Origin of the sequence: uncultured Virgibacillus sp. (assembly GCF_947495635.1) — a bacterium.
GTDB lineage: Bacteria > Bacillota > Bacilli > Bacillales > Amphibacillaceae > Virgibacillus > Virgibacillus salarius.
This window is the reverse complement of sequence record NZ_CANMAB010000152.1, coordinates 1-6189: the sequence shown is the minus strand read 5'-3', so window position 1 is coordinate 6189 and position 6189 is coordinate 1. Positions and strand designations below refer to the sequence as shown.

Genomic DNA, 6189 nt, shown 5'->3' with positions numbered 1-6189 from the left:
AATAGCTACTAGAGGAAGCGTAAATCTGAGCATGTAGTGATAAGGACTGAGCGAATTTTGCTCCGTTTTTCTTATTGCTTAGTCAAAAAACATGTAACTCCTGCATGAAGTTTCTAGATATGTTAAATACTATTCTTATTAATTAGCAAAGGAGTCGTGTTTAGATGGATCAAGATTTTCATCAAAAGGAACATCATAAATTCATTCCGATGACATCTATTACAAGTGGTGGTGGTATTCAAGTAAAAAGTGATGTTTATTACTATACAGATCAAATAGTTAATATTGGTTTTATCGGATATCCCGATAAGGGAGAATGGGTGCTTATAGATGCAGGATTACCCAATGCAGCTCCTGAGATAAAATCCGTTGTAGTTGATCGCTTTGGTAAGGGAAGTAAACCAAAAGCAATCCTTTTAACACATGGGCATTTTGATCATGTAGGAGGGCTAGCAGATTTAGCAGAAGAGTGGGAGGTACCTATTTATACACATGCAAACGAATTACCTTTTTTACGTGGCGAAAAAAGTTATCCGGAACCAGACACAACGGTTGATAGTGGAATATTAGCCAAGATATCTTCGTTATATCCAAATGAGCCAATTGACTTAGGAGATGTAGTTCAGCCCTTACCTGATAATCATCAAGTTCCCTATTTAGATGGTTGGAGATGGATTCACACGCCAGGACATTCGCCTGGGCATGTATCCTATTTTCGTGAAAGTGATTCCCTTTTATTTTCTGGTGATGCATTCATTACAGTTCGTCAGGAATCTTTCTCTCGTGTATTTATGCAAACAGCAGAGGTGAGTGGTCCACCTAAGTACTTTACGACGGATTGGAAAGCTGCACAAGCATCTGTTGAGAAACTGGCAGCGCTTGATCCACAAGTTGTTATACCTGGACATGGTGTCGCTATGGAAGGTGAAAAACTAACAAAAGGATTACAAAAGCTTGTTGATTATTTTGAAGACATCGCTGTTCCAAATCAGGGAAGATATGTAGATACAGATCGCTCTTCACCTAAACATTAAGACATAGCTGCTACGAAACAAGCACAATTCTTCATTCCTTTAGAATAGCTATGCTACAATGTAAGGAGAAATGAGGTGTAGTTATGAAAATCGAAGTTTGGTCGGATTTTGTATGCCCTTTTTGTTATATTGGAAAAAGAAGACTAGAAAATGCAATGAAAACTTTTCCACATGAAAATCAAATAATACTTGAGTTTAAAAGCTATGAACTGGATCCAAATACCGAAGCAACTCCTAATAAATCAATTCATGAATATCTATCAGAAAAAAAAGGAATGTCGATAGAACAAGCGAAGCAAATGAATGAGAGTGTTGGAAAGCAAGCGGCTGAGGTTGGTTTAACCTATCATTTTGATACGATGCAACATACCAATACTTTTGACGCTCATCGTATTGCAAAATATGCGGAACAACAAGGAAAAGGTATAGAAATGGCAGAACGCTTGATGCATGCTTACTTTACAGAGTCAAAGTTAATTAGTGATTATGAAACATTAATTGCGCTTGCGATTGACGTGGGCTTGGATGAAAATGCGGTTACAACGTTGCTTAAAGTAGATGATTACGCGATTCATGTGCGCGCAGATGAGGAACAAGCCCGACAAATTGGTGTGCAGGGTGTACCCTTTTTTGTGTTTAATGAAAAGTACGCCCTTTCAGGAGCACAGCCACAGGAAGTATTTGCGGAAGTACTTGAACAAGTATGGGAAGAAGAGCAACAAGAAAGCAAATTAAAATCACTAAACCCTAAATCCTCAAAAACGACCTATTGCACAGACGAAGGCTGCGAGACAGAATAAGCCGTTCTCAAAGGATTATTGAGAAGTTCCTTCTTAATAATCCTTTTATCACATTCTCCATACTATAGCACGCGAAGATTTTTAAATAAAAAATGTACTTTCCCACATATATAAGAAAGCGCTTCATTCTTTTGGCTTATTTGTGAATAAAATATAAACGAAAGCCTTTTTTTATTGACGTGAAGGGGAAATCTGTTATACTTATAGAAGAATCTAATTGATAATGAATATCATTATTAATTAGAACAATTCAAAAGTAAGAATAATTATTAATATAGGAAAGTTGGAAGAGAAGGTCAGTCTATGAAAATACGTTACTTAGTACTAGCACTTATACTACTTTCCTTTGTATCTTTATTTATTGGTGTTTCTGATATATCTCCATTAGATATATTTGGATTATCAGAGGATCAGGCAAAAGTATTAATGGTATCAAGAGTTCCAAGACTTATTAGTATATTAATAGCTGGAATGAGCATGAGCATATGCGGACTAATTATGCAACAGTTAAGTAGAAACAAATTTGTTTCACCTACAACTGCTGGTACATTAGATGCAGCAAGGCTTGGTATCCTCGTTTCCATGGTTGTATTTACAGCTGCCAATCCATTTCAAAAAATGCTTGTATCATTCGCATTTGCGCTTTTAGGTACATTTGCATTTATGAAGATACTGGAAAAGATAAAATTTAAAGATGCCATATTCATTCCGCTTATTGGACTGATGTTTGGAAATATCATTAGCTCCATGTCCACTTTCATCGCATACAAGTATGATTTAATTCAAAATATATCGTCATGGATGCAGGGCGATTTTTCTATGATTATGAGTGGAAACTACGAGTTAATGTATGTTAGCATTCCGATCCTGCTATTGGCTTTTTTTTATGCCAATAAATTTACCATTGCTGGAATGGGTGAGGACTTCTCCAAAAACTTGGGTTTAAATTATCGACAAGTAGTTAATTTAGGTCTAATTATAGTAGCATTAGTTACTGCATCCGTAGTCTTGGCGGTAGGTGTGATTCCATTCCTTGGTTTGATTATTCCGAATATCGTAACCATCTATCAAGGTGATCATTTAAAGAAGAGCTTGGTACATACAGCATTATTAGGGGCTTTATTCGTTCTTATATGTGATATTATTGGCAGAGTAATTATATATCCATATGAAATACCAATTAGCTTAACCGTTGGCGTGATAGGTAGTGGGTTATTTATCTATCTGCTGTTTAGGAGAAAAAAATATGGGATATAAAAAGAAAACACTCGTACTAGCCATAATTGCTGTTTTATTAACAATGCTCTATATCTTTTATGATCTAAGTGGAAATATTGGCTATATCCTACCAAGGCGAATTATGAAAGTAGTTGCTATATTACTTACAGGTGGTGCTATTGCTTTTGCAACAACCATCTTTATGACCATAACAAATAATCGCATCTTGACACCAAGTGTATTAGGACTGGATTCACTGTACTTACTTATCCAAACGTTAATTATTTTTACCATAGGTTCCAATTCATTAATAATGATGAATAGTAATGTTAACTACCTCGTGTCAATTGGAGGAATGGTTGTTTTCTCTTTATTACTCTACCAAGTACTTTTTAAAGGAGAAAGCAACAATATCTATTTTCTCTTGCTCGTTGGTATGATATTGGGAACGTTCTTTAGCAGTATCACTTCCTTTATGCAAGTTCTGATCGATCCAAATGAATTTATGGTAGCACAGGATCGTATGTTTGCAAGTATTAACAATGTAAATACCAATCTTGTTTATATCTCCATTGTGATATTTGTACTGCTTATTATTTATTTAATGCGGTATTATAAATATTTAGATGTATTGGGGTTAGGGAAGGATAATGCAATTAATTTAGGTGTGCCCTATAATCGTGTTGTTAAACATTTACTAATCATTGTTGCCATATTTATTTCCATGGCAACAGCACTAGTTGGACCCATGACGTTTCTTGGGTTGCTCGTCGTAAACTTAGCTTATGAGTTTTTAAAAACGTTCCGTCATTTTTACATTCTTATTGGTTCGATGCTAATTAGCATTATCGCATTACTAGGTGGTCAATTTATTGTGGAGAAAGTATTTACTTTCCAAACAACTATTAGTGTCATCATTAACTTTATTGGTGGTATTTACTTTATATATCTTTTGTTAAAGGAGAATAAATCATGGTAGACATAAAAAATGTATTTAAGTCGTATAACCAGAAGAAAGTGATTGAAGATGTTTCTTTAAACATTGAAAAAGGGACCATTACTTCTTTCATCGGACCGAATGGTGCTGGGAAAAGTACGTTGATCTCTATGGTTAGTCGTCTTATCGCAAAAGATAATGGAAATATATCCATTGATGGCAAAGACATTATGGAAACTAAAAACAATGAGCTGGCTAAGAAGATATCGATACTAAAACAATCTAATTCGATCAACTTAAAACTAACAGTTCGGGAGCTCGTATCATTTGGACGATTTCCTTACTCTCAAGGTAAGCTCAATAGCTATGATTGGGAAAAAGTGGATGAAGCCATTGATTATATGGAGCTTCGTGAGATGCAGGATAAGTTTTTAGATGAACTAAGTGGTGGTCAACGTCAACGTGCACATATTGCCATGGTAATTGCACAGGATACAGAGTACATTCTTTTGGATGAGCCATTAAATAATCTGGATATGCGCCATTCCGTTCAAATCATGAAGACACTAAGAAATTTAGTAGATGAGCTTGGGAAAACAATATTAATTGTTATTCATGATATTAATTTTGCGTCATGCTACTCAGATAATATTGTGGCTTTGAAGGATGGAAAGGTAGTAAAACAAGGTAAGGCTTGTGATGTCATTGATAAATGTGTCCTAAAAGATATTTATGATATGGACATTGATATTCAAGACATTGATGATAAACGTATATGTGTTTATTTTTAATCATCTACATGGCTTAATACCATTTGAAGTGATTCCAATATAAAAAATCCCCCCATCATGATGTTAGAGAAAACTAAGGTCATGATGAAGGAATGCTGACAATTTTAATTTTATCGTATGTTTTGGCACAGGTAAATAGGTTTAAGAAAAAAAGCTCTTGGAATGCTTTCATATAACGAGCCCGGTACAAAAGAGATTGGGCAAAAATGACACTGGAAATCTACTTTGAATGGTAAGAAGCGGTATGGTTAATATAAAAAATATTAAATTAAAAAGATTGGGGAGTTTATGATGAAGAAATTACTATTGTTACTATTCATGAGCATAATGGTCTTCGCATTGGCTGCTTGTGGTTCAGATGAAGAAAAAAGTAGTGATGAAGGGAATAGCGGAAGTAAGGAAAAGGAAACTGCTGAAACAGAAAATATAAAGATAACGCAAGAACTTGGCGATACAGAAGTACCGCAGAATCCTGAAAAAGTAGTTGTTTTTGATTATGGTGTACTTGATTCATTAGATAAATTAGGAGTAGAAGTAGCGGGTGTTGCCAAAGGTAATATCCCATCGTATTTAGAAAAATATGAAGGGGAAGAATATGAAAATATCGGAAGCTTAAAGGAACCAGATTTTGAGAAAATTGCTGAAATTGATCCGGATGTCATCTTTATCTCAGGGCGTCAGTCATCTGTATATGATCAGCTATCAGAATTAGCTCCTACTGTTTACTTAGGTGTTGATACTACTCGTTACATGGAATCATTTAAAGAAAACATGAGTACACTTGGTAAGATTTTTGATAAACAGTCTGAAGTAGAAGAAGAACTAGCAACAATCGATGAATCGATTGCAGGAATACAAGAAAAAGCAAAACAAGCTGATGAGAATGCATTAATCATTCTAGCAAATGATGATAAGATTAGCGCATATGGTCCTAGTTCACGTTTTGGTATTATTCACGATGTGTTTAATGTGCCTGCAGTAGATAAAGATATCGAAGCATCTACTCATGGTCAAAATGTTTCATTTGAATATGTAGTTGAAAAGAATCCTGATTTACTTTATGTTATTGATCGTAGTGCAGCAATTGGAGAAGAATCTTCTGCAAAGCAAATTGTGGAGAACGAACTAGTTCAAGGCACGAAAGCTTATGAAAATGATAATATCGTGTACCTTGATCCTGAATTCTGGTACTTATCTGGTGGCGGACTTGTATCTGTTCAGGGTATGGTTGATGAAATTCAAGCAAGCTTAGAAAAATAATTACAAAAAGCATGTCTTAGTAAATTGGTAGAGACAGAGACAAAAGAATGAAGAAACAATAAAAGACGAACGATTAGGTGGTTACCCCCAAAAGTTAGAGTTTATACTATGCAGCTGATTGGCTGGATTGCGTTCGGTACTCAACTGGA

The 6189-nt window shown here is 35.1% G+C and carries 6 protein-coding genes; all 6 read left to right on the top strand.

What is annotated here, in order from left to right:
* Positions 1 to 164 precede the first annotated feature (164 nt).
* The 6 genes from Q1A47_RS19650 to Q1A47_RS19625 all read left to right on the top strand — a co-directional run bounded on the left by Q1A47_RS19650 (position 165) and on the right by Q1A47_RS19625 (position 6040).
* Positions 165 to 1034 (top strand): MBL fold metallo-hydrolase, encoded by an 870-nt coding sequence (locus Q1A47_RS19650; RefSeq protein ID WP_166531026.1) that lies wholly within the window; start codon positions 165 to 167, stop codon positions 1032 to 1034.
* Between the two features lie 83 nt (positions 1035 to 1117).
* Positions 1118 to 1834 (top strand): DsbA family oxidoreductase, encoded by a 717-nt coding sequence (locus Q1A47_RS19645; RefSeq protein WP_026683095.1) that lies wholly within the window; start codon positions 1118 to 1120, stop codon positions 1832 to 1834.
* A gap of 303 nt (positions 1835 to 2137) precedes the next feature.
* Positions 2138 to 3091 carry an ABC transporter permease gene (locus tag Q1A47_RS19640; RefSeq protein WP_026683096.1) on the top strand — a complete coding sequence of 318 codons (954 nt, stop codon included), beginning with the start codon at positions 2138 to 2140 and terminating at the stop codon, positions 3089 to 3091.
* Positions 3081 to 4031, top strand: coding sequence for an iron chelate uptake ABC transporter family permease subunit (locus Q1A47_RS19635; RefSeq protein ID WP_121604488.1), 951 nt, complete (start codon positions 3081 to 3083; stop codon positions 4029 to 4031). The genes Q1A47_RS19640 and Q1A47_RS19635 overlap by 11 nt, the downstream gene beginning before the upstream one ends.
* On the top strand, positions 4025 to 4780 hold the full coding sequence (locus Q1A47_RS19630; protein WP_026683098.1) for an ABC transporter ATP-binding protein: 756 nt from the start codon (positions 4025 to 4027) through the stop codon (positions 4778 to 4780). The genes Q1A47_RS19635 and Q1A47_RS19630 overlap by 7 nt, the downstream gene beginning before the upstream one ends.
* A gap of 291 nt (positions 4781 to 5071) precedes the next feature.
* Positions 5072 to 6040 (top strand): siderophore ABC transporter substrate-binding protein, encoded by a 969-nt coding sequence (locus Q1A47_RS19625; RefSeq protein WP_121604489.1) that lies wholly within the window; start codon positions 5072 to 5074, stop codon positions 6038 to 6040.
* The last annotated feature ends 149 nt before the right edge of the window (positions 6041 to 6189 follow it).